The sequence below is a fragment of the Streptomyces sp. NPDC000594 genome (assembly GCF_040299965.1).
Classification (GTDB): domain Bacteria; phylum Actinomycetota; class Actinomycetes; order Streptomycetales; family Streptomycetaceae; genus Streptomyces.
On sequence record NZ_JBEPCY010000011.1, the window covers coordinates 19,753 to 38,962 of the forward strand.

Annotated in this window: 20 protein-coding genes; 16 read left to right on the forward strand and 4 right to left on the reverse strand. The window is 75.0% G+C overall.

The window, feature by feature from the left end:
• The first annotated feature begins 50 nt into the window (after positions 1 to 50).
• The 10 genes from ABT354_RS17500 (at position 51) to ABT354_RS17545 (ending at position 10,345) form a co-directional block, all read left to right on the forward strand.
• The gene (locus ABT354_RS17500; protein WP_351494542.1) at positions 51 to 1,004 is read left to right on the forward strand and encodes an NADPH:quinone oxidoreductase family protein; all 954 of its coding nucleotides are present in this window, start codon (positions 51 to 53) and stop codon (positions 1,002 to 1,004) included.
• Between the two features lie 116 nt (positions 1,005 to 1,120).
• A complete protein-coding gene (locus ABT354_RS17505) occupies positions 1,121 to 2,302 on the forward strand; it encodes an acyl-CoA dehydrogenase family protein (RefSeq protein ID WP_351494544.1) in 1,182 nt (393 codons plus the stop codon).
• Positions 2,299 to 3,519 carry an acyl-CoA dehydrogenase family protein gene (locus tag ABT354_RS17510; protein ID WP_351494546.1) on the forward strand — a complete coding sequence of 407 codons (1,221 nt, stop codon included), beginning with the start codon at positions 2,299 to 2,301 and terminating at the stop codon, positions 3,517 to 3,519. The genes ABT354_RS17505 and ABT354_RS17510 overlap by 4 nt, the downstream gene beginning before the upstream one ends.
• 151 nt (positions 3,520 to 3,670) lie before the next feature.
• A complete protein-coding gene (locus ABT354_RS17515) occupies positions 3,671 to 5,284 on the forward strand; it encodes an ABC transporter substrate-binding protein (RefSeq protein WP_502983439.1) in 1,614 nt (537 codons plus the stop codon).
• Positions 5,285 to 5,337: 53 nt separating this feature from the next.
• Entirely contained in the window at positions 5,338 to 6,303 is a 966-nt protein-coding gene (locus tag ABT354_RS17520) for an ABC transporter permease (RefSeq protein WP_351494856.1), read from the forward strand.
• On the forward strand, positions 6,296 to 7,168 hold the full coding sequence (locus ABT354_RS17525; protein ID WP_351494548.1) for an ABC transporter permease: 873 nt from the start codon (positions 6,296 to 6,298) through the stop codon (positions 7,166 to 7,168). Before ABT354_RS17520 ends, ABT354_RS17525 begins: the two co-directional genes overlap by 8 nt.
• Positions 7,169 to 7,212: 44 nt before the next feature.
• The gene (locus ABT354_RS17530) at positions 7,213 to 8,163 is read left to right on the forward strand and encodes an oligopeptide/dipeptide ABC transporter ATP-binding protein (RefSeq protein ID WP_351494858.1); all 951 of its coding nucleotides are present in this window, start codon (positions 7,213 to 7,215) and stop codon (positions 8,161 to 8,163) included.
• Positions 8,156 to 8,818 (forward strand): ABC transporter ATP-binding protein, encoded by a 663-nt coding sequence (locus ABT354_RS17535; protein WP_351494550.1) that lies wholly within the window; start codon positions 8,156 to 8,158, stop codon positions 8,816 to 8,818. The genes ABT354_RS17530 and ABT354_RS17535 overlap by 8 nt, the downstream gene beginning before the upstream one ends.
• 297 nt (positions 8,819 to 9,115) lie before the next feature.
• Complete coding sequence (locus ABT354_RS17540) at positions 9,116 to 10,021, forward strand: phosphatidylinositol-specific phospholipase C/glycerophosphodiester phosphodiesterase family protein (protein WP_351494552.1); 906 nt, start codon at positions 9,116 to 9,118, stop codon at positions 10,019 to 10,021.
• A gap of 129 nt (positions 10,022 to 10,150) precedes the next feature.
• A complete protein-coding gene (locus ABT354_RS17545; RefSeq protein ID WP_351494554.1) occupies positions 10,151 to 10,345 on the forward strand; it encodes a hypothetical protein in 195 nt (64 codons plus the stop codon).
• 44 nt (positions 10,346 to 10,389) lie between these two features.
• On the opposite strand, the gene ABT354_RS17550 is transcribed toward ABT354_RS17545, so the two are convergent.
• Positions 10,390 to 10,746 (reverse strand): DUF779 domain-containing protein, encoded by a 357-nt coding sequence (locus ABT354_RS17550; RefSeq protein ID WP_351494556.1) that lies wholly within the window; start codon positions 10,744 to 10,746, stop codon positions 10,390 to 10,392.
• Between the two features lie 171 nt (positions 10,747 to 10,917).
• Here ABT354_RS17550 and ABT354_RS17555 point away from each other — a divergent pair, with 171 nt between their 5' ends.
• From ABT354_RS17555 to ABT354_RS17580, 6 genes are all read left to right on the forward strand, one after another.
• The gene (locus tag ABT354_RS17555; protein WP_351494558.1) at positions 10,918 to 11,364 is read left to right on the forward strand and encodes a nitroreductase family deazaflavin-dependent oxidoreductase; all 447 of its coding nucleotides are present in this window, start codon (positions 10,918 to 10,920) and stop codon (positions 11,362 to 11,364) included.
• 343 nt (positions 11,365 to 11,707) lie between these two features.
• Positions 11,708 to 12,169, forward strand: coding sequence for a DUF4334 domain-containing protein (locus ABT354_RS17560; RefSeq protein WP_351494560.1), 462 nt, complete (start codon positions 11,708 to 11,710; stop codon positions 12,167 to 12,169).
• A gap of 3 nt (positions 12,170 to 12,172) precedes the next feature.
• Entirely contained in the window at positions 12,173 to 13,774 is a 1,602-nt protein-coding gene (locus tag ABT354_RS17565) for a prenyltransferase/squalene oxidase repeat-containing protein (RefSeq protein ID WP_351494562.1), read from the forward strand.
• Positions 13,771 to 15,168, forward strand: coding sequence for a cytochrome P450 (locus tag ABT354_RS17570; RefSeq protein WP_351494564.1), 1,398 nt, complete (start codon positions 13,771 to 13,773; stop codon positions 15,166 to 15,168). Before ABT354_RS17565 ends, ABT354_RS17570 begins: the two co-directional genes overlap by 4 nt.
• Entirely contained in the window at positions 15,165 to 15,926 is a 762-nt protein-coding gene (locus ABT354_RS17575; RefSeq protein ID WP_351494567.1) for an SDR family NAD(P)-dependent oxidoreductase, read from the forward strand. The genes ABT354_RS17570 and ABT354_RS17575 overlap by 4 nt, the downstream gene beginning before the upstream one ends.
• Complete coding sequence (locus tag ABT354_RS17580; protein ID WP_351494569.1) at positions 15,919 to 16,866, forward strand: terpene synthase family protein; 948 nt, start codon at positions 15,919 to 15,921, stop codon at positions 16,864 to 16,866. The genes ABT354_RS17575 and ABT354_RS17580 overlap by 8 nt, the downstream gene beginning before the upstream one ends.
• On the opposite strand, the gene ABT354_RS17585 is transcribed toward ABT354_RS17580, so the two are convergent.
• The 3 genes from ABT354_RS17585 to ABT354_RS17595 all read right to left on the reverse strand — a co-directional run bounded on the left by ABT354_RS17585 (position 16,863) and on the right by ABT354_RS17595 (position 19,151).
• Positions 16,863 to 17,042, reverse strand: a complete 180-nt coding sequence (locus ABT354_RS17585) for a hypothetical protein (RefSeq protein WP_351494571.1) — start codon at positions 17,040 to 17,042, stop codon at positions 16,863 to 16,865. The genes ABT354_RS17580 and ABT354_RS17585 overlap by 4 nt on opposite strands.
• 246 nt (positions 17,043 to 17,288) lie before the next feature.
• A complete protein-coding gene (locus tag ABT354_RS17590) occupies positions 17,289 to 18,338 on the reverse strand; it encodes a methyltransferase (RefSeq protein ID WP_351494573.1) in 1,050 nt (349 codons plus the stop codon).
• Positions 18,339 to 18,443: 105 nt separating this feature from the next.
• Positions 18,444 to 19,151 carry a DAK2 domain-containing protein gene (locus tag ABT354_RS17595; protein WP_351494575.1) on the reverse strand — a complete coding sequence of 236 codons (708 nt, stop codon included), beginning with the start codon at positions 19,149 to 19,151 and terminating at the stop codon, positions 18,444 to 18,446.
• Positions 19,152 to 19,210: the final 59 nt, after the last annotated feature.

Here is a 19,210-nt window from a genome sequence, read left to right on the forward strand (position 1 = left end):
TTAGTATGCGGCGGCGGGGCGGTACCGGCGACGGCGGGTGGAGGTCCAGGATGCGGGCATGGCGTGTGCACAGCACGGGCGAACCGGGTGTGGCGATGCGGCTGGAGGAGGTGGACCGGCCGGTGCCGGGACCGGGACAGCTCCTGGTCCGGGTCCGCGCCGCGAACATCAACTTCCCCGACGCGCTGCTCTGCCGGGGGCAGTACCAGATACGGCCGCCGCTGCCCTTCACCCCGGGTGTGGAGCTGTGCGGTGAGACGCCCGACGGCCGCCGGATCATCGGCACCCCGGCCCTGCCGCACGGCGGACTCGCCGAATACGCCCTGGTCGACGCGGCGGGCGCCCTGCCCGCGCCCGGCTCCCTGGACGACGCGGAGGCCGCCGCCCTGCATATCGGCTACCAGACGGGCTGGTTCGCCCTGCACCGGCGGGCCCGGCTGGCGGCGGGGGAGACCCTGCTGGTGCACGCCGCCGCCGGCGGGGTCGGCAGCGCCGCCGTCCAATTGGGCCGGGCCGCGGGCGCCCGGGTCATCGGGGTCGTCTCCGGCGCCCACAAGGCCCAAACGGCCCGGGAGTTGGGCTGTGACCTGGTCGTGGACCGGAGTGCCGAGGATGTGGTGGCGATCGTCAAGGAGGCGACGGCGGGCCGTGGTGTGGATGTGGTGTACGACCCGGTGGGCGGCGAGGCCCACACCCAGTCGGCGAAGTGCGTGGCCTTCGAGGGCCGGATCCTGGTCGTCGGCTTCGCGAGCGGGACCGTCCCGGCACCCGCCCTCAACCACGCCCTGCTGAAGAACTACGGCATCCTCGGCGTGCACTGGGGGCTGTATGTCCAGAAGGACCCGGAGGCGGTCCGCGACTGCCATGCCCGGCTCACCGAGCTGGCCGCACAGGGCGCGATCAAGCCCCTGATCAGCGAGCGGATCCCGCTGGAGGGCGCGGCCGACGCGGTCCAGCGGGTCGCCGACGGCACCACGACCGGCCGGCTCACCGTCCTCCCCTGAGGCATGTCCCCTGAGGCGCGTCCCCTGAGGCACCTCCCCTGAGACACCGCCCCCGGGCCGCTGCCCCCGGGCGGCTTCCCCCGATGCGCCACCCCGAACCGGAAGGAGCACCCCCGATGGCCGACGCCGCCGAACTGCGCGCCCGTACCCGGGATCTGCTCACCGCCCATCCCCCCGCCGGCATGGACCGGACCGCCTTCCTCCGCGCCCGCTTCGACGCCGGACTCGCCTGGGTCCACTACCCCCGGGGGCTCGGCGGGCTGGACGCGCCCCGCGCCCTCCAGTCCGTCGTGGACACGGAACTCGCCGCCGCCGGGGCCCCCGACAACGACCCCCGCCGGATCGGCATCGGCCTCGGCATGGCCGCCCCCACCCTGCTCGCCCATGGCTCCGACGAGGTGAAGCACCGCTTTCTGCGCCCCCTGTGGGTCGGGGACGAGGTGTGGTGCCAGCTCTTCAGCGAACCCGGCGCCGGCTCCGACCTCGCCGCGCTCGCCACCCGCGCGGTCCGGGACGGCGACGACTGGATCGTCACCGGCCAGAAGGTATGGACCTCCAGCGCCCACACCGCCCGCTGGGCCATCCTGCTCGCCCGTACCGATCCCGGCCTCCCCAAGCACCAGGGCATCACCTACTTCGTCTGCGACATGACCGACCCCGGTGTCGAGGTCCGGCCCCTGCGCCAGATCACCGGCGAGGCGGAGTTCAACGAGGTCTTCCTGACCGGGGTACGGATCCCCGACCGGCACCGGCTCGGCGCCGTCGGCGAGGGCTGGCGGGTCGCCCGGACCACCCTGATGAACGAACGGGTCTCCATCGGCGGCCGGCGGCAGCCCCGCGAGGGCGGGATGCTCGGACCGGTCTGCCGCACCTGGCGCGAGCGGCCCGAGCTGCGCACCCACGATCTCCATCAGCGGCTGCTGGCCCTCTGGGTGGAGGCCGAGGCGGCCCGGCTCGCGGGCGAACGGCTGGCCCAGGGACTCGCCGCCGGGATGCCGGGCCCCGAGGGCAGTGCGATGAAGCTCTTCTTCGCCCGGCTCCACCAGGAGATCAGCGCCCTGGAGGTGGAGCTGCTCGGCACCGAGGGGCTGCTCTACGACGACTGGACCCTGCGCCGCCCCGAGCTGGTCGACTTCACCGGCCGGGAGGCGGGCTACCGCTATCTCCGGGCCAAGGGGAACTCCATCGAGGGCGGCACCAGCGAGGTGCTGCTCAACATCATCGCCGAGCGGGTCCTCGGACTGCCGTCCGAACCGCGCGACGACAAGGACATCGCCTGGAAGGACCTCGCCCGATGACCCCGAGCCACACCCCCGACACCCCCGGCGCCGTCACCATCACGGTCACCGCCCCGGACCCCTCCCCGGTCCCCGCCGCCGTCCCCCGTGACCTCCTCTGCTCCGACGCCGAGGAGGAGCTGCGCGCCGCCGTCCGCGCCCTGCTCACCGACCGGGCCGACACCGCCGCCCTGCTGGCCCGCGCCGAGTCGGGCGACCCCTACGACCCCGCCGTGTGGACCGTCCTCGCCCGGGACATCGGCGCGGCCGGCCTCCTCGTCCCGGAGGAGTACGGCGGCCAGGGCGCGAGCCACCGCGAGGCCGCCGTCGTCCTGGAGGAGCTGGGCCGGGCGATGACCCCCGCGCCGTATCTCACCGGCTCCGTCATCGCCACCGAGACCCTGCTCGCCCTCGGCCCGGACCGCCCCGGTGTCGGCACGCTCCTCGGCGCTCTCGCCGCCGGGGAGCGGACCGCCGTCCTCGCCGTCCCCTTCGCGGCCTCGCCCTATGTCCCGGTGCCCGCCGGCGGCCCCGTGCCCGGTGTCGCGGACGCGCTCCGGGCCGATGTCCTCCTGGTGCCCCGCGAGGACGGGCTGTACGCGGTGGAGCGCGCCGATGCCGCCGTCACCCCGCTGACCGCCCTCGACCTCACCCGCCCCCTGGCCGTGGTCGACGCCACCGGGGCTCCCGGAACCCTCCTCGGCGACCGCCCCGCCACCGACGCCGCCGTCCGCCGGGGGCTGCTCACGGGCGCCGGGCTGCTCGCCTCCGAACAGCTCGGGGTGGCCGAATGGTGTCTGGAGGAGGCCGTCCGCCACACCCGGGGGCGCCACCAGTTCAACCGCCCCGTCGGCTCCTTCCAGGCGCTCAAGCACCGGATGGCCCAGCTCTGGCTCGGTGTGGTCTCGGCCCGTGCCGTCGCCCGGGACGCGGCGGCGGCCCTCGCCTCCGGCGGCCCGCACACCGGCACCAGCACCGACACCGGCACCGGCACCGGCACGGGTGCCGACATCGACACCGCCGTCGCCGTGGCCCAGGCGCACACCGCGGCGGTCGCCGTGCGCACCGCCGAGGAGTGTGTCCAGCTGCACGCCGGTATCGGGATGACCTGGGAGCACCCCGTACACCTCTATCTCAAGCGGGCCAAGTCCACGGAAATCGCTCTGGGTACCCCCGGCGCCCACCGTCAGGCCCTCGCCTCCCTCGTCGGCCTGCCCGCCCCCGGGGCCACCTCCTGACCCTCCCGGCTCCCCCGTGGCAGCGGCCTGACCGTGGCCCGTCCCCACCGGAAAACCCCAGCTCGGACCGGTGTATCACCCGTACTTTCTGTGCGGTTTAATTGCAAGCTGTTCGCAAAAACAGCTGATTATCCGTAGGGGTGTGGGAGCAGTGCCTTCCCGTTCGAACCGATCGCGCCGTACCGTCCGCGGCCTCGCCGCCCTGGGCACGGCCAGCGCGCTGACCGTGACCGCAGCGGCCTGCTCCAACCCCGAAGGCGGCTCCGGCGGGAAAAACGCGGCCACCTCCGCCGTCGTCGGTATCGCCTATGAGCCGGAGACCCTCAGCCCGCTGCTCGGCTACGGCAAGGACGGCAACTCCAAGATCTTCGACGGGCTGCTCGCCCTCGACGCCGAGATGCGGCTGACGCCCGCCCTCGCCGCCGAACTCCCCAAGGTCACCGACGGCGGACTGACCTACACCTACAAGCTCCGCCAGGGCGTGAAGTTCAGCGACGGCAAGCCGTTCTCCGCCAAGGACGTGGTCTTCACCTACCGCACCGTCCTGGACAAGGACACCAACAACCCCTCCCGTACCGAACTGGACGCGATCAAGGAGGTCAGGGCCGTCGGGGACGACACCGTCGTCTTCACCCTGAAGTACCCCTACGCCCCCTTCGACCGGCGCACCGTCCTCCCCATCGTCCCCGAGCACATCGCCGGGAAGCAGGATGTGAACACCGGGCCGTTCACCACCAAGCCGATCGGCACCGGCCCGTACCTCCTCACCGGCTGGTCCAAGGGCGAGAAGATCAGCTTCAAGGCCAACCCGGGCTACTGGGGCGGCAGGCCCGCCGTGGAGAAGTTCACCATGGCGATCGTCAAGGACGACGACGTCCGGGCCACCCGGCTGCGCTCCGGGGACCTCGACGGCGCCATCCTGCCGCCCAACCTCGCCCAGGGCTTCGCCGGCGACAAGGGGAAGAAGACCCACACCGCCAAGACCTACGACTACCGCACGGTGACCCTGCCGACCCCCAACAAGGTCGCCGGGGACACCGCCGTCCGCCGCGCCCTCGACCTCGCCGTCGACCGGGGCACCATGGTCGACAAGATCCTCGAAGGCGCCGGCAAGCCCGCCTACGGGCCCGTCCCCACCGACAGCGAGTGGTTCGCCGAGGGCACCGAGCGCGCCCATGACCTCGACGCCGCCAAGAAGATCCTGGACGAGGCGGGCTGGAAGCCCGGCAAGGACGGGGTCCGCTCCAAGGACGGCGTCCGCGCCGAGTTCCCGCTCTGGTACCTCTCCGGCGACCGGCTCCGCCAGGACCACGCGCTCGCCTACGCCTCCGACGCCAAGAAGGCCGGGATCTCCATCAAGACCCAGGCCGGCACCTGGGAGGTCATCGAGCCCCGGATGAAGCAGGACGCGGTCCTCGCCGGCGGCGGCTCGCCCGGCGACCCCGACTTCGACCAGTACCTCCTGCTGACCTCGTCCCTCGCGGGCGACGGCTTCAACAACATGGCCTGGTACGACAACAAGGCCGTGGACAAGGCCCTGGTCGAGGGGCGCGAGAGCGGCGACCGGAAGGTCCGCGGCCAGGCGTACGACACCGTCCAGCGCGAACTGGTCAAGAACCCCGGCTACACCTTCCTCACCCACATCGACCACCTCTATGTCGTCAACGACGACTGGACCGGTCTGAGCACCCAGGTCGAGCCGCACGACCACGGCCTCGCCAACGGCCCGTGGTGGAACATCCAGGACTGGAAGCCCAAGAAGTGACCACCGGCCTCCGTACGGAGAAGGCGGCGGGCCGCCGTCTCCCCTGGGGGCCCATGGCACGGCTGGTGGGACGGCGGACCCTGTTCGCCGTCCCCGTCCTGCTGACGGTGACCTTCGGCGTCTTCGCCGTCGCCGACGCCTCCCCCTTCGACCCCGTCAAGGCGTACACCGGCGGTGCCGGACTGACCGCCTCCCAGGAGAACCTGGACCAGATCCGCGCCAACCTCGGTGTCGACCGGCCCCTGGTCACCCGCTGGTGGGAGTGGCTCACCGCGGCCGTCCAGGGCGACCTGGGCGACTCCACGGCCCTGCGCCAGCCCGTCGCCGAGGTGATCGCCGAACGGCTCGGCTGGTCCGTCCTGCTCGCCGCCACCGCCTTCGCCGTCGCCATCGCGCTCGGCACCGTGCTCGGTGTGCTGGCCGCCCGGCGCCGGGGCGGCTGGCTCGACCGCGCCGCCGGCTCCGCCGCCTACACCCTCGAAGCCGCCCCCGCCTTCTGGCTCGGGCTCCTCGCCATCTGGTTCTTCTCCCTGGAACTGGGCGTCCTGCCCGCCGGCGGACTCACCGACACCGACAGCGATGTCATCACCGCCGGACAGGTCGCCGAACATCTGATCCTGCCCGCCGCCGTCCTCGGGATCACCCAGCTGCCCTGGTTCTTCCTCTTCGTCCGCCAGGGCGTGGGCGACGCCCTGGACGAGGACCCCGTCCGCGGCGCCCGCGCCCGGGGACTGAGCGAACGGACCGTCCTGCTCGGCCACGCGCTGCGCTCCGGACTCCTCCCGGTGCTCACCCTGATCGGCTCCCGGGTCCCCGAACTGATCACCGGAGCCCTGCTCATCGAGACCGTCTTCAGCTGGCCCGGGATCGCCGGCGCCACCGTCGAGGCGGCCCTCGCCGCCGACTTCGCGCTGCTCGCCGCGCTCACCGTGCTCGCCACCGCCGCCGTCCTCGCCGGGAATCTGCTCTCCGATCTGCTGTACGGACTCGCCGACCCGAGAGTGGGCTTCGATGGCTGACACCGCACCCCGGTGGCGCTCCCAGGGCCGCACCCGGCGCTCCACCCGTACCGTACGGATCTCGGTCTCCGCGGTGATCGTCGCCGCCGCCGTCCTCGCCGTGCTGCTGGTCCCCCCGCTGGTCCAGCTGGACGAGCAGGCCGTCGACCTCTCGCAGAAGCTTCGGCCGCCGTCCTGGGAACACCCCTTCGGCACCGACGACGTCGGCCGCGACCTGCTGCTGCGCTGCATCTACGGACTACGGGTCTCCCTCCTGGTCGGCGTGGTCGCGGCGCTGGTCGCCACCGTCGTCGGCACCGTCGTGGGAGCGCTCGCCGCCGCCCTCGGCGGCTGGACCGACCGGGTCGTCATGCGGCTCGTCGACACCTTCTCCTCCGTACCCCATCTGCTCCTCGGCATCTTCGTCGTGGCGATGTTCCGCCCCGGGGTCTGGCCGGTCATCGCCTCCGTAGCGGTCACCCACTGGCTCTCCACCGCCCGGATCGTCCGCTCCGAGGTCCTGTCGCTGCGCTCCCGGCCCTATGTCGACGCCGCGATCTCCGGCGGGGCCTCCCGCTGGCGGGTCACCGCCCGCCATCTCGTCCCTGGCGTACTGCCGCAGGCGGGCCTCGCCGCCGTCCTGATGGTGCCCCACGCCATCTGGCACGAGTCCGCGCTCTCCTTCCTCGGCCTCGGCCTCCCCAGCCACCAGGCCAGCCTCGGCAATCTGGTGCAGAGCGCCCGCAGCTCGCTGCTGGCCGGCGACTGGTGGCCCACCCTCTTCCCCGGGCTCTTCCTCATCCTCCCCACCCTCGCCATCGCCGGACTCGCCGGCGCCTGGCGCGAGCGGATCAACCCCCGGCGCCGATCGGAGCTGATGCTGTGAGCACCGCCGTCCTGTCGGTACGCGATCTCTCCGTACGGTTCCGGATGCGCGGCGGGCGCCATGTCGCCGCCGTCTCCTCGGCCACCTTCGACCTGGCGGCGGGGGAGTGCCTGGCCCTCATCGGCGAGAGCGGCTGCGGAAAGTCCGTCCTCGCCTCCGCCCTGCTCGGGCTGCTCCCCGGCAACGCGCAGACCGCCGGGACCGCCACCGTCGACGGGGTGGAACTCCTCGCCGCCGGGGAACGCGTCCTCGCCCGCACGGTACGGGGGCGGCGCGTCGGACTCGTACCGCAGAGCCCCGCCGCCCATCTCACCCCCGTCCGCACGGTCCGCGCCCATCTGGAGGAGACCGTCCGGGAGCTGACCGCCACCCCGCGCCGCGAGGTGCGGGCCGCCGCGGTCACCGCCGCCGAGCGGGCCGCCTTCCCCGCGAGCCATCTCGACCGCTACCCCCATGAACTCTCCGGCGGCCTCGCCCAGCGGGCCGCCACCGCCCTCGCCCTCATCGGGGACGCGCCCCTGCTCCTCGCCGACGAGCCGACCACCGGGCTCGACCGCGACCTGGTCGACCACACCGCCGACGAGCTGCGCCGCCACGCCGACGACGGCCGGGCGCTGCTGATGATCACCCATGATCTGGTGGCGGCGGAGCGGATCGCCGACCGGGTCGCGGTGATGTACGCGGGACGCATCGTCGAGATCGCCGACGCCGGAGCGTTCTTCGGCGAGCCGGGCCCCCGCCACCCCTACGCCCGGGGGCTGCTCGCCGCCCTGCCCGAGCGCGACTTCACCCCCGTACCGGGACAGCCGCCGGAGCTGGGCGACCTGCCGCCCGGCTGCGCCTTCGCCGCGCGCTGCGCCGCCGCCACCGACCGCTGCGGCGACCGCCCGGAGTTCACCGACGGGCTGGCCTGCCACCATCCGGCCACCGGCGCCGCGCCGGCGGCCACCACCCGCCGCGAGGCCACCGCGGGCCAGGGGAGCAACCGTGCTTGAACTCGACACGATCACCGCCGGATACGACCGTCTCGACCCGGTGGTCCGCGACTTCTCCCTCCGCCTGGAGGCCGGTGAGGCGGTCGGACTCCTCGGCCCCAGCGGCTGCGGCAAGTCGACCGTCGCCCGGGTGGCGGCGCTGCTGCACCGCCCGTACCGGGGCAGGGTCGTCATCGACGGCGAACCCGCCACCGGCTGGCGGTACGGCGCCCCCCGCGCCCAGCGCACCGCCTTCGGTGTCGTCTTCCAGCAGCCGAGGATGTCCGCCGACCCCCGGCTGCCGCTGCGCGATCTGATCGCCGAGCCGCTGCGGGCGGGCCGCCGGGCCGCCGAGGCCCCCGCCCGCGTCGCCGAACTGGCCGAGGCGGTCGGCCTGACGCCGGAACTCCTCACCCGGCGCCCCCACGAGGTCAGCGACGGCCAGCTGCAACGGGCCTGTCTGGCCCGGGCGCTGGTGCTGCGCCCGCGCTGGCTGATCTGCGACGAGATGACGGCCATGCTGGACGCCTCGACCACCGCCGCCCTGGTCGCGGTGGTCGAGGAGTACCGCCGCACCGAGCGCGCGGGCCTGCTCGCCGTCTCCCACGACCGGGTCCTCCTGGACCGCTGGACCGACCGCACGGTCCACTGGTCCGAGACCACCCCGGCAGCCTGACCCCAGCCCCAGCCCCAGCCCCCGCCCCGGCCCCCGCCCGGCTGCCGCGCCGCCGCCCCGGGGCGCTCCTCGCGTACGGGCCGGGGCGCCGGAGCGCCGGTTCCACGGGCCGCGTCCACGACCGCCGTGCCGCCGGGAGACGCGGGTGCGGTGGGCACCGCGACGGGAAACGGCCGGACGGTGGCCGGGGTGATGGACGGGAGACGGCCCCTGGCCGACTCCCGCTCTCCCGCTCACCCCGGCGCACGCCGGATACTCGGGTGTCCCTCGCGTTCCCCCGAGCCCGGAGGTCCCGCCGTGTCGCCCACCCGCCGCAGAGCCGTCGCCACCCTCACCGCCGCACTGGCGGGCGCCGCCGCCGTCCCGGTCGCCGCGTCCACCGCCCACGCGGCCGGACGGACCACCGCCGGGGCCCGGCCGCTGCGCCGGGCCCACGCGCACAACGACTATCTGCACCCCCGGCCCCTGGCCGACGCCCTCTCCCATGGCTTCACCAGCCTGGAGGCCGACATCTTCCTGGTACGGGGCGAGCTGCTGGTCGCCCACACCCCTGCCGAGCTGGATCCCTCCCGGACCCTGCGCTCGCTCTACCTCGAACCGCTGCTCGCCCTGGTGCGGAGGAACCACGGCCGTGTGTACCCGGGCCACCACCGCCCGGTGCAGCTGCTGATCGACATCAAGGCGGACGGTGTCGCCTGCTACCGGGAGCTGGACCGCCAGCTCCGCGCGTACCGCCGGATGCTCACCGCGTACCACCGGGGCTCGGTGCGCCCGCGCGCGGTCACCGCGGTGGTCTCCGGCGACCGGGCGGCCCGCGCCCCCATGGCGGCGCAGTACAGCCGGTACGCGTTCTACGACGGGCGGCTGGACGATCTGCCCACCGGGGTGCCCGCCTCCTTCATCCCCCTGGTCTCCAGCAACTGGAACCAGAGCTTCGGCTGGCAGGGCGCGGGCCCCTTCCCCGAGGCCGAACGCCGGCGGCTGCACACCCTCGCCGCCACCGCCCACGCCGACCGGCGCCGCATCCGCTTCTGGGCCACCCCGGACCTCCCGGGGCCCGCCCGGGAAGCGGTCTGGCGGGAGCTGCTCGCCGCCCGGGTCGACCATCTCAACTCCGATGATCTGCCCGGTCTGGAACGCTTCCTGCGCACCCACCGCCCTCCGGCCCCGGCCGCCGCGACCCGGGCCGCTCCGGCGCTCTGAGCGGCCGGGGTACCCAACCACCCGTACGGCGGACATGTCGGGCGTACGGCCGTGGCGCTCCCTGCGTCAGACTACGGCCGAATGCCAGTGAATCCGGCATGTCTGCCCGGGTGGTGAAGGAGACCGGCCATGGCTATTTCGATCTCGGTGGTCCTGCTGATGCTGGTCCTGGCGGTGATCTTCATGCGCAGCAGCGGGCTGAAATTCAGCCATGCACTCGTCTGCGCCCTGCTGGGCTTCTTCCTCGCGGGCACCAGCATGGCGCCCTCCATCCACGAGGGGGTCGCGGCCACCGCGGAGGTCGTGGGCGATCTGAGCCCCTGAGCCACCGCGAGCCGCGCCGGTACCGGCCGCAGGGGAGACCGGGATCAGCCGCCGGCGAGATACGAACGGATCAGAAAGCGCACACCCTCCGGCGCCTCCAGCGAGAAACCGCTGCCCCGCCCCTCGACCACATCCACCACCAGCCGGGTGTGGCTCCACAGCTCGTACTGCGCCGCCGACATCCAGAAGCCCACGCCCTCCGGCACCCCCGGCACCCGCAGCTCGGCCAGGAGCACATCGGAGCCCCCGGTGCGGAACTCGCCCCGCGGGTAGCACATGGGCGCGCTGCCGTCGCAGCAGCCGCCGGACTGGTGGAACATCAGCGGACCGTGGTCCGTCCGCAGCCGCCGCACCAGCTCGGCCGCCGCTTCGGTCAGTTCCACCCGGGAGGAGTCGGACATGGGGCCAGTCAACCAGCCGCCGCGTTGCGACCCCGTTGCATCACCTGTGCGTCAATCGGCCGCACCGGCCCTTCGACACGGCCGGTCCGGAGATGATTGCGTGGACCCCGCGGCGGGGTGGTCCGCCGCTGCCGACACACGCGGTACGCGACGACAGGAAAGGGAACCCTCATGCCTCTGGAAGGCGAGTACGAGCCCAGTCCGGCGCAGTGGGTACGGGATCAGGTCGAGCTGTACGAGGGCTCCGGCGGTACGGAGGGCACCACGCTCCGGGGGATGCCGGTGGTGATCCTGACCACCGTCGGTGCCCGGACCGGGCGGATCCGCAAGTCCCCGCTGATGCGGGTGGAGCACGACGGGCGGTACGCCATCGTCGCCTCGTCGGGCGGTGCCGCCAAGCACCCGGTCTGGTACCACAATGTGGCCGCCGACCCCCGTGTGGTCCTCCAGGACGGCCCCGAGCGCCAGGACATGGTGGCGCGCGAGCTGAGCGGCGAGGAGAAGGCCGTGTGGTGGGACCGGGCCGTCGAGGCCTACCCGGACTACGCCGACTACCAGAAGAAGACCGACCGGGTGATCCCGGTCTTCATCCTGGAACCCGCCCTCCGGGCCCACTGAGACCCGCCCCCCGGGGTCCCGGCGCGGTGCTCACGCGCACCGGGGCCCCGGAGCGGCGCCGACTCCGCTCCGGGGCCGCGCGATGCGGGGTGGTCGCCCAGTGAACACCCCGTCACGTTGCGAGCGGGTTGCGGTCCGGCACGATCACCGCGCGATCGTGGGCGGTTCCCCGCGCCCCGGGCGTGCGGGATCATCCGCGCGCCGACGGCAGCGGTCTTTGCGCCAACGGACACCGCTCCGGACGCCAAACCTCCCGCCCGGACGACTGGCCGGGGAGCACACCGGGTACGAGGCTCACGTCCCTTCCGTCACCGCGTGTTCCACCGAGCGTCCGGAGGCACGGGTGAACCCTCTGACCCTGCGGCAACAGTTCCTCGCACTGGAGCGCGGCGACCGGGTCGACCACCGGCGGGTGGAGGAGGTCTTCGACGCCTGCGGCCCGGTGGAGTACGACCTGCTGATGGGCGCCTGGCGCGGCACCCCCTTCCGGACCGGGCACACCGCCGTGGCACAGCTCGACACCATGAACTGGTACGGCAAGTCCTTCCGCTCCCGCTGGGACGTCTCCCCGGTGACCACCCGCGACGGTACGGGGAAGGTCGAGGAGAGCGCCGAGTACGGCGGGGCGGGCCTGTGGCGGGTGGAGTTCCGGGGCGTGGTCTCCGCCGCGATGGTGTACGACCGGCTCCCCGTCGTGGACCACTTCCGCCGGCTGGACGACGACACCCTCATCGGCGCCATGGACGGCGGCCCCGACATCCTCGACGACGGACGCCATCTCTACTTCTCCCTGCGCAGGGAGTGAGCCATGACCTCGACCGCCCCGTACGGCACCTCCTCCGCACCGTCGTCCGGGACCCTCGCGGAGATCCGCCGCGCCTGCCGGGCCGCCGCCGGACACCGCCGCGCCGAACAGCACGCCGACGGCTCCTGGGCCGCCGACCCCGACCCCCGGATCACCGAGACCGCCCTGGTCTGCCATGCCCTGGCCCGCCCCGCGGACGCCGGTGACCGGGCAGCGGCCCACGCCGTCCGCCGCGCCCGCGTCTGGCTGCGCGATGCCGCCCCCCAGCGCCACGACCCCGCCGTCCGGCTGCTGGAGGCCCTGCTGCGCTCCTTCGCCCTCGGCGAACCGGAGGCCGCCAGGGCCGATCTCCGCGCGGGCCACCGGACCGCGCCCCCCGCCCGCGCCCGTCTGCTCCGCGCGGTGGCCCTGACCGCCCCCGCACCCGCCGACCCCACCGGTGACGGCCTCGCGGCCGCTACCGCCGCCGCCCGGCTGAGCGCCGAGGCCGACCGCGTCGGCAAGCCCTGGACCCGCGCCGAGATACTCGCCGAACTCGCCCTGGTCCAGCGGGCGGCGGGCCGCACCGCCGACGCCTCGGCCACCCTCGTACCGCTCCTGGCGGAACAGCGCCCCGACGGCTCGTTCCACTCCCTCGTCCTCACCACCGCCCTCGCCTTCCTCGCCCTGGACACCGTCGCCCCCGGCACACCCCCCTGGGACCGGGCCCGCGCCTTCCTGCTCACGGCGCAACGGCCCGACGGCACCTGGCGGTTCTGCACCACCCGGATCTGGGACACCGCCCTGACCGTACGGTCCTTCCGGTCCGTCCCCGCCTTCGACGCCGGCTGTCTCGGCCCCGCCCTCGACCGGCTGCGCGCCGCCCAGAACCCCGACGGTGGCTGGCCCTGCCGCCCCGGACTCGCCTCCGACTACGACACCACCGCCGCCGCCCTGATCGCCCTCGCCGACGGGGCGCCCACCGCCCCCCGGACCTTCCCCACCGCCCCGGCCGGCGACACCGTCCTGCGCGGACTCGCCTTTCTGCGCGCCGGGCAGAACGCCACCGGGCTCTGGCCCACCTGGCAGTCCGCCGTCGACCCCCCGGCCCAGGACGTGGTCGCCCATGTCCTGACCGCCCTCCGGCTCCACCGGGGACGGCACCGGATCGACCACCGCCCCGCCCGCAGCTGGCTCGCCGCCCAGTGGCACACCGACCGCCGGTGGACCGCCGACTGGTACCGGGGAGTGCCCTACGCCACCGCCGAGGCCGCCTCGGCCCTCCCCGGCCATGAGACCGCCCGGCGCGCCGCCGACCGGCTGGTGACCCTGCGCAACCCCGACGGCGGCTGGTCCGCAGAGCCCGGCGAACCGAGCACCCCCGGCCCCACCGGACTCGCCCTCACCGCCCTGGGCGCCGCCGGCCACCCCGCGGCCCACCCCGCCGACCCCGCCGTCCGGCTGCTGCTCACCACCCAGCGCCCCGACGGCAGCTGGCCCGGCACCCCGGAGATGTACGGCCCGCGCCCGCTGCTCACCCACTACCACCCGCATACCCAGGCCTTCGCCGCTGGCGGGCTGCGCGCGGTGCTGGAGACGGCGGACGGCCCCGGCGGCGCCCGGTGAGCCGGGAACCGCGCCTCCCCACCGCCCCCGGCGGGGTGCCCCTGCTCGGCCATGTCCCCCGGCTGCGCCGTGACCCCCTGGCCTATCTGCGGACCCTCCGCGACACCGGCGACCTCGTCACCCTGCGCCTCGGGCCCCGCCGCGCCGTCCTCGTCACCAGCCCGGAACTCGTCCGCAGGGTCCTGGTCACCGACGCCCGCTCCTTCGACAAGGGCGCGATGTTCGACGACCTCCGGCTGCGGATGGGGAACGGGCTCGTCGTCTCGGACGGGGAGTTCCACCGGCGCCAGCGGCGGATGGCCCAACCCGCCTTCCACCCCGACCGCGTCGACCACTATGTCCGGGCCATGACCCACCGCACCGGTGAGCGCATCGCCCACTGGCGCCCCCACACCCCCCTCGACCTCACCGGGGAACTCGACGAACTCGCCCTGGACATCCTCCTCGACACCCTCATCGCCCCGGCCGGCACGGCACTCGGCGAAGCCGGCGCACCGGGCACCCTCCGCGCCGAGCCCCCCGACCCCGCCCGCACCGCCCTGCGGGCCGCCGCCGGAGCGTGGCTCACCGTCAAGAGCGGCGCCCTGCGCCGCACCCTCTCCCCGCTGGCCGCCTGGCGCGCCCGGCTGCGCCCGGCGGCCCCACGGCCCGCCGCCGACGAACGCCCCGCCGAGCTGCGCCGCCTGCTCGCCGGAGAGATCGACCGCTGCCGGGCGGCCGGCACCGACCGGGGCGATCTCCTCTCGGCCCTGGTCGCGGCCCGCACCCCGGACGGCGCCACCGCCATGACCGACACCGAGATCGGCGATGAACTGCTCACCCTCCTCGTCGCCGGGACCGGCACCGTGAGCGCCGCGCTCGCCTGGACCTTCACCGAGATCGCCCGCCACCCCGAGGCGGCGCGAGCGCTGGAGGAGGAGGCCGACGCGGTCCTCGGCGGCCGCGCGGCCACCGCCGCCGACCTGCCCCGTCTCCGGCGCACCGAACGGTTCCTCCGCGAGGTGCTGCGCTGTCACGCCGTCTGGCTGCTGATGCGCCGCACCGTCACCACCGTCCGGCTCGGCGGGGTCACCCTCCCCCCGGGCACCGAGGTCCTGCTCAGCCCGCACGCCCTCCACCACGACCCGGACCACTTCGCCGAACCCGACCGCTTCGACCCCGAACGCTGGCGCACGGCACCGCCGGGGCGCGGATCGCGCCATGCCTACCTCCCCTTCGGCGCGGGCAACCGCCAGTGCGCCGGGGACGGTTACGCCTGGGCCGAGATGGCCGTCGTGGTCGCCACCGTGACGGGCCGCTGGCGGCTGCTCCCCGCCCCCGGCGACCGCCCCCGCCCCCGCGTCGGTACGGTCGTGAGACCCGAGCGGCTGCTGATGACCCCGGTGCCCCGGTGAGCCCTCCGGGGGAGCCGGGCCCGCCGCCCGGCACGGTCCTCGTCAGCGGCGGAGCCTCCGGCATCGGCGCCGCCTGTGTCCGCAGACTCGCCCCCGCCGCCGACGCCACCGTCATCGCCGACACCGACCGCGCCCGCGCCCGGGAGCTGGCCGCCGAACTCGCCGCCGCCGGGCTCCGGACCACCGCCCTGCCGCTCGACGTCCGCGACCCCGACGCCGTCACCGCCCTCTACCGGCTGCTCGCCGCCACCCACCCCCCGGTGGGCACCCTCGTCAACTGCGCCGGGATCAGCGGGCCGAGACGGCCGGTCGGCCAGTACGACCCCGAGGACTTCGACGCCGTGGTCCGCACCAATCTCCTCGGCACCTTCCATATGATGCGCGGCGCCCTGCCCGGGATGCGGACCCGGGGCCGGGGCGTGGTGGTGAACATCGCCTCCGTGGCGGGCGCCCGCGCGGTACGGGGCTACGGCGCCTATGTCGCGGCCAAGCACGGGGTCATCGGGCTGACCCGCACGGCGGCGCGGGAGTACGCGGAGTACGGGGTACGGGTGGTCTCCGTATCGCCCGGCCATATCGCCACGCCGATGCTGGAGGCGCTGCCGCCCGGCACCACCCGGCGGCTGACCGGGGAGACCCCCGCCGGGCGGCTGGGACACCCCGGCGAGGTCGCCGAACTCGTCGCCTTCCTCAGCTCCGAGCGCGCCCGCTACATCACCGGCTCCGACCACCCGGTGGACGGGGGCTGGCTTGGCTGACCCCGGCCGCCCCGCCCCGGAACCCCCCGCCGCCGACCCGGCACCCGGCGGCTCGCCCGAGCTGCTCCGCCACGCCGCCGACGGCTGTGCGCGGGCGCTGCGGCTCGTCCCCGGGGCCCGCCGCTGGACCGAGCGGCACGGGCTGCTCCTGGCCACCGATGTCCTTCCCCAGGTGGCGCTGGCCGCCGTCTTCTGCTGTCCCGCCGCGGACGACGACTCGCTGGCGCTGACCACCCGTACCCTCACCTGGATGTACGCGCTGGACGACCTCAGCGACGACCGGTCGGCCGACGCGCGCGCGGTGGTGGCGACCCTCGGACGCTGCGGCGAGGTGCTGCGCGACGGCGCGCCCCGGGACGCCGGGAGCGGCGACCGGATGGCGGAGGCCCTCGCCGGGCTGTGGGCCGGGGTCCGGGACGGTGGCCCGCCCGCCCTCGCGGAGCTGTGGCGCGCGGAGGCCACCGCCCTGCTCCTCGGGACGCTGCGGGAGCGGGAGTGGGCGGACGGCACCCGGCCCCCGCCGTCCCTGGAGGAGTATCTGGCCACCGGTACGCGGACCATCGGTGTGGCCCTCAAGGTGCTCACCCTCTGGCGGGGCCTGGGGGAGCCGGACCTGATGGACCGGCTCCCCGCTCTGCTGCCGCCGCTCGACCACGCCGCCCGTGCGGTCCGGCTCGCCAACGACCTCAGCGGCCACCACGTCGAACGGGCCCGGGGCATCGTCGACGCGCTGACCCTGGGACTCTCGCGGGACCGGGCCGAGGACGGCGTCCGGCACCAGGTGGCCCGGTGCCGGGACGCGCTGCGGCCCGCCCTCGCCCGGGGCGAGGAGCCGGCCCGGGTGGTCGAACGCGCCGCCCTGTGGTCCCTGCGGCTCTACGACGACCACTACGCCGGACGCGACCCCGGCCGGGACCGGGGCCGTCCGGATCCGGCCTAGCCGCGGGTGGTGGGCCCGCTCTGGCCGGGCGCCCCGGCGGACCCCGCCGGGGCCTCGGTGTGGGCCGTGCCGCGCGGCGGCGCGGGCATGTGGTTGTCCGCGACAGCGGCCCCCGCCGAGCCCATGAGCAGCAGTGCCGCGGTGGTGGTGGCGAGCGCTATACGGTGCCTTCTCATCATGAGGCAACCCCCTTGATCGTTACAGGTGTTCGGTCCGCGGTGGCGCCGTTCCCCGTCGCCGGGGCGGCGGTCCCGCCCGGTCGATGATCCACGGAAGCGGGCGGGGAGAGGAAGGGCGCCACGCGGAGTGTTCGGACATTCGTTCGTGATGGGTGCGGGACAGGGAGCCCCTGGGAAGCACCCGGGTCACCCGGGGCCCACCGGACACCCGGGCCACCCGGATCACCCGGGACGCGCTCCGGGTCAGATGGCGCGGGCCTCCACCACGGAGGGGACCGCGGGCGTCGGCACCACCCGCTCCAGCCGCAGATCCGCCCGTGCGAACAGCGCCGCGAAATCGGCCTCCGTCCGCTCACGGCCCGTCAGCGAGGCCATCATCATCAGATCCATCACCTTGCCCTGGTGCGGCTCGTTCCCCGGCGGCAGCACCGAGTCCACCACCAGCACCCGACCGCCCGGGTTCAGCGCCGCACGGCAGGCGCGCAGGATCAGCGCGCACCGGTCGTCGTCCCAGTCGTGCAGGATCCGCTTGAGCACCAGCACATCCCCCGCCGGCACCGTCTCGAAGAAGTCGCCCTCCGCCGTCTCCCACCGGCCCGCCGGGTCCGCGCCCCCGGGCAGCGGCGTCGCCAGCCGGTGACCCGCCAGCACATGCGCCCGGTCGTAGAGGATTCCCCGCAGGGTCGGCCCCGCCGCCAGCAACTCCGCGAGCAGCCCGCCGTATCCGCCGCCCACATCGACCACCGTGGCCCCCTCCGGGATCCCGCAGGCCGCCGCGACGGGCCGGTTCTCCGCGTCCGAGAGCGAGGCCATGCCCGCGTGGAAGACCGCCGCGGTCCGCTCGTCCCCCGTGAAGTGGTCGAAGAACTCCATCCCGAACAGCGCGTCGAAGGCCGAGCCGCCGTCGGTCAGACATCGGGTCATCTCCCCGGCCGGGAGCCACATCGTCGGATCCGTCACCATCAGCACCCCCGACCGCACACTGACGGGCGCGTCGGTCCGCAGCGCGTCCCCGTCCGCCGTCAGCCCGAAGCGGCCCTCGCCGTCCTCCGTGAACAGCCCCCGTGTCGCCAGCAGCCGCAGCACCCGCCGCAGCCCGTCCGCGTCGGCGCCGGTCGCCGCCGCCAGCTCGCCCGGGGTCCTGGGCCCGTCGCCCAGATGGTCCGCGACCCCGACGGCCGCCGCCGCGCGCAGCGCCGCCGGATAGTAGAACTCCATCGCCTCCCGCAGGATCCGGGCATTGCTCCGCCGCCCCGCCTCGAACGCGTCCGCCGTGTGCGCGCTGTCGCCCATCTGGCCGCCTCCCGTCTGCCGGTGGATCTCCAACCGGCCCAGCATGCCAGCCGCCCCGCCCCGGGCAGTGGGATTCCGCCACTCCGGAAACATCCGTGCCCGGTCTCAGCGCAGACCGCGTCCGGCCGGGCGGTGCGGGCGTACGGCAGGGGCGGCCGGAGGCGCCGGAGCGGCCAGCAGCGGAGCGAGCGCGAGGACCGGGCCCCGGGCCGAGGAGAGGAAGACGGCCACTCCCGCCGCACCCGGATCGGGCACCCCCCGGGCCCGGTCGCCCAGATAGCTGGCCCGCCCCCGCCGGGACGGCAGACCCGCGGTACGCCGTACGCCCTCCCACGCCGCGTCGGCGGCCCGCTCCAGCGCCGGTCCGGCCGGTGCCGACGGGGGAGCCGCCGCGAGCGCGAGAACGGCGGGATGCAGGGCGTCCAGCAGGGTCTTGTCCCCGGGGGCCGCCTCGCCCACCCGGCGGATCGCCGCGAGACCCCGCCCCGCGCCCAGCGCCAGCGCCCGCGCGGTCGGCTCCGGGCCGTCCACCGCCGCCGCGAGTTCCTGGAAGAGCAGCCCGAACAGCGGACCGCTGGTCCCCCCGACCTCGTCGAGGAAGGCGGTCGCCAGTACCCGCAGCGGCGCGCCGGGGGAGACCCGCCCCGCCCCGTCCAGCGCGGCCGTGCAGACGGCGAGTCCCGAACGGAGGTTGGCCCCGAAGTCCCCGTCCCCCGAGAGCTGGTCCAGCGCGGTGAGCTCCGGCTCGCACGCCGTCACCGAGCGCGCGAAGGCCCGTACCCAGCGCCCGGTGAAACCGCCGTCCCCGCTCATGAGGGGCTCCCCTTTCCTGAAGGCTCCTTGTTGCTGAAGGGCTCCTTGCCGTCCTCGCC

Coding starts and splice junctions, on each gene's coding strand:
- ABT354_RS17500 (WP_351494542.1), top strand. CDS start 51: ATGCGGGCATGGCGTGTGCACAGCACGGGCGAACCGGGTGTGGCGATG.
- ABT354_RS17505 (WP_351494544.1), top strand. CDS start 1,121: ATGGCCGACGCCGCCGAACTGCGCGCCCGTACCCGGGATCTGCTCACC.
- ABT354_RS17510 (WP_351494546.1), top strand. CDS start 2,299: ATGACCCCGAGCCACACCCCCGACACCCCCGGCGCCGTCACCATCACG.
- ABT354_RS17520 (WP_351494856.1), top strand. CDS start 5,338: ATGGCACGGCTGGTGGGACGGCGGACCCTGTTCGCCGTCCCCGTCCTG.
- ABT354_RS17525 (WP_351494548.1), top strand. CDS start 6,296: ATGGCTGACACCGCACCCCGGTGGCGCTCCCAGGGCCGCACCCGGCGC.
- ABT354_RS17530 (WP_351494858.1), top strand. CDS start 7,213: ATGCGCGGCGGGCGCCATGTCGCCGCCGTCTCCTCGGCCACCTTCGAC.
- ABT354_RS17545 (WP_351494554.1), top strand. CDS start 10,151: ATGGCTATTTCGATCTCGGTGGTCCTGCTGATGCTGGTCCTGGCGGTG.
- ABT354_RS17550 (WP_351494556.1), bottom strand. CDS start 10,746: ATGTCCGACTCCTCCCGGGTGGAACTGACCGAAGCGGCGGCCGAGCTG.
- ABT354_RS17555 (WP_351494558.1), top strand. CDS start 10,918: ATGCCTCTGGAAGGCGAGTACGAGCCCAGTCCGGCGCAGTGGGTACGG.
- ABT354_RS17565 (WP_351494562.1), top strand. CDS start 12,173: ATGACCTCGACCGCCCCGTACGGCACCTCCTCCGCACCGTCGTCCGGG.
- ABT354_RS17585 (WP_351494571.1), bottom strand. CDS start 17,042: ATGAGAAGGCACCGTATAGCGCTCGCCACCACCACCGCGGCACTGCTG.
- ABT354_RS17590 (WP_351494573.1), bottom strand. CDS start 18,338: ATGGGCGACAGCGCGCACACGGCGGACGCGTTCGAGGCGGGGCGGCGG.
- ABT354_RS17595 (WP_351494575.1), bottom strand. CDS start 19,151: ATGAGCGGGGACGGCGGTTTCACCGGGCGCTGGGTACGGGCCTTCGCG.